General features: G+C 64.3%; 2 protein-coding genes. One reads left to right on the forward strand and one right to left on the reverse strand.

The window, feature by feature from the left end:
• Positions 1 to 354 precede the first annotated feature (354 nt).
• Positions 355 to 1335, forward strand: coding sequence for an IS110 family RNA-guided transposase (locus ACSFA3_RS22175; protein ID WP_435458101.1), 981 nt, complete (start codon positions 355 to 357; stop codon positions 1333 to 1335).
• 334 nt (positions 1336 to 1669) lie between these two features.
• Here the strand turns inward: ACSFA3_RS22175 and ACSFA3_RS22180 are convergent.
• A partial coding sequence (locus ACSFA3_RS22180; protein ID WP_435507669.1) for a winged helix-turn-helix domain-containing protein occupies positions 1670 to 2300 on the reverse strand: 631 nt, incomplete at its 5' end.

The raw sequence follows: 2300 nt of genomic DNA on the forward strand, positions 1-2300 counted from the left end.
AAAAGCCCTCTTCGGAGGGCTTTTTCGTTTTGGTCGCTTGCTTCCCGGCGTGTGCGTTCGGGGCGCGTGCGAAGGCCACCAGGTGCTCCCCTCCGCGAATGTCCCCCGGCCTTCGGCCTCCTCCTGATATTGTTTCTCCCGCTCCCGTAGCGCTGAAGGGAGCCCGTCCGGTAAACCCCGCTCTCCTCCTTGGGCTGTCCAGCCCGCAATAAAGACTGGGGAACCGCACGGATTCGACGCTGTAGCTCGAACGGTGTCTTGGGGCGTCGCCGGCCATGTGCTGGCGATGACCCCGCATATCAGGGTGTGCATGTCGAATGTGGCGCGTTGATCCTTCAAGCAAGGAGTACCACGGTGACATGCAAAGTAGGAGTCGACATCAGCAAGCTGAAGCTCGACGTGGCGTGGCTGAGAGCGCACGGCAAATATCGCTCCAAGGTGTTCCCCAACAACGCAAGCGGCTTCGCGCAGCTGCTGGACTGGCTGGACTCGCACCTGCCCGGGGGCACGGCGGCAGCCCATGTCTGCATGGAGGCCACCGGCACGTACCACGAGGGCTTGGCGCTTGCCTTGCACGACCATGCGGTGGCGGTCTCGGTCGTCAATCCGCTGCAGGTCAAGCGATTCATGGAACTGGAACGGGTGCGCAACAAGACCGACGAGGGCGATGCGAAGGCCCTGGCGCGGTTTTGCGACAAGACAGCCCCGCCGTTGTGGGAGGCACCTTCTGCTGCCGTGCGCTCCCTGCAGGCGCTGGTGGCCCGGCTGGACACGCTGCTGGAGCTCCGGCAGGGTGAGTTGAACCGCCTGGAGGTCGCCCACGACGCGGTCAAGCCATCCCTCGTTGCGGTCATCGCGAGCCTGGACGAGTCCATCGAGGACGTGCGCATGCAGATCCGCAAGACCATCGATGACGACCCCGATCTGCAGCAGCGCAGCGAGCTTCTCGCATCGATTCCAGGCCTTGGGGACAGGACGATTCCCCAGCTGCTGGCGTACATCGGGCGCCCCGAGCGGTTCGCCTCGGTCAAGGCGCTGATTGCCTATGCCAGCCTGACGCCGATGATCAGGCAGTCCGGAACATCGTTGGACAAGCGGCGAGGCACACACCCTCAGGGGCATCGGGAGCTCAAGAAGGCGCTTTACTTCCCGGCCATGGTGGCCGGCAGGTACAACCCGTTGGTGGCCCAGTTCTGGCAGCGATTGAAGGCGCAGAACAAGCCCGGCAAGCTCATCGTCGTGGCCTGCATGCACAAGCTTCTGGCCATCGCCTACGGCGTCCTGAGGTCTCGAAAACCCTTCGACGCGAACTACCTCAAGACGGCCGGTGCTTGACAGGCACAACGGTGTCTTTATTTCGCTGCGCAAGGCACCCCATCGACGTGATCGTTCAGCGCAGCGGTTGATCGGCCGGCACAACGGCAGCGCCCATGTGCGAATGGCATCGGGTGCTCCCCGCAGCGAAATAAAGGAGGAGCCGAAGGCGGGGGACATTCGCGGAGGGGAGTACCCGGTGTCATTCGCACGCACCCCGAACACGCCCCCCGAAAACACAACCCACGCTGGAACAAAAAAATGAAGAAGCTCTGGCTCGCCCTCCTCTTCCTTGCAGGCGGCTTCACGCACGAAATACGCAACCCGGTGAGCTGCCAGTGCATCACAGCACGATTCAGTCCAACGCCTCGACCGTCGAAGAAAAAACGTAGCCCTCGCTGCGCACCGTCTTGATGAAGCGCGGCTCGCGCGCATCGTCCCGCAGACGCTGGCGCAGCCGGCTCACGAGCAGGTCTATCGAGCGCTCGAAGAGCTCGGCCTCGCGCCCCTGCGTGAGACTCAGCAGCTGGTCGCGGCTCAGCACCTTCTGCGGATGGTCGAGGAACACGCGCAGCAGCCGGTACTCCGCGCCACTGAGCGCCACCATCACCCCGCTGTCGTCAATCAGATGGCGCGCAGTGGTGTCGACCTGCCACTCGCCGAACGCCAGCTTCGAGGCCGATTCGGTCGAGCGCATGTTCGGCGGCAGCATGCGCGTGCGGCGCAGCACCGATCGCATGCGCGCCAGCAGCTCGCGGGCGGAGAACGGCTTGGCCAGATAGTCGTCTGCGCCCATCTCCAGACCGAGGATGCGGTCCGCCTCCTCGCTGCGCGCAGTGAGCATGAGGATCGGCGTCGCCTTGTACTTGCCCGTGCGCAAGTCGCGGCACAGCGTGAGCCCGTCTTCGCCCGGCAGCATCAAGTCGAGAATGATGAGATCGAACGGCCCCGACTCCTCCAGCGCCGCGCGCATGTGCCGCCCCGTG

This window comes from Variovorax glucosi (assembly GCF_051216695.1).
In the GTDB taxonomy this organism is placed as follows: Bacteria; Pseudomonadota; Gammaproteobacteria; order Burkholderiales; family Burkholderiaceae_C; genus Variovorax.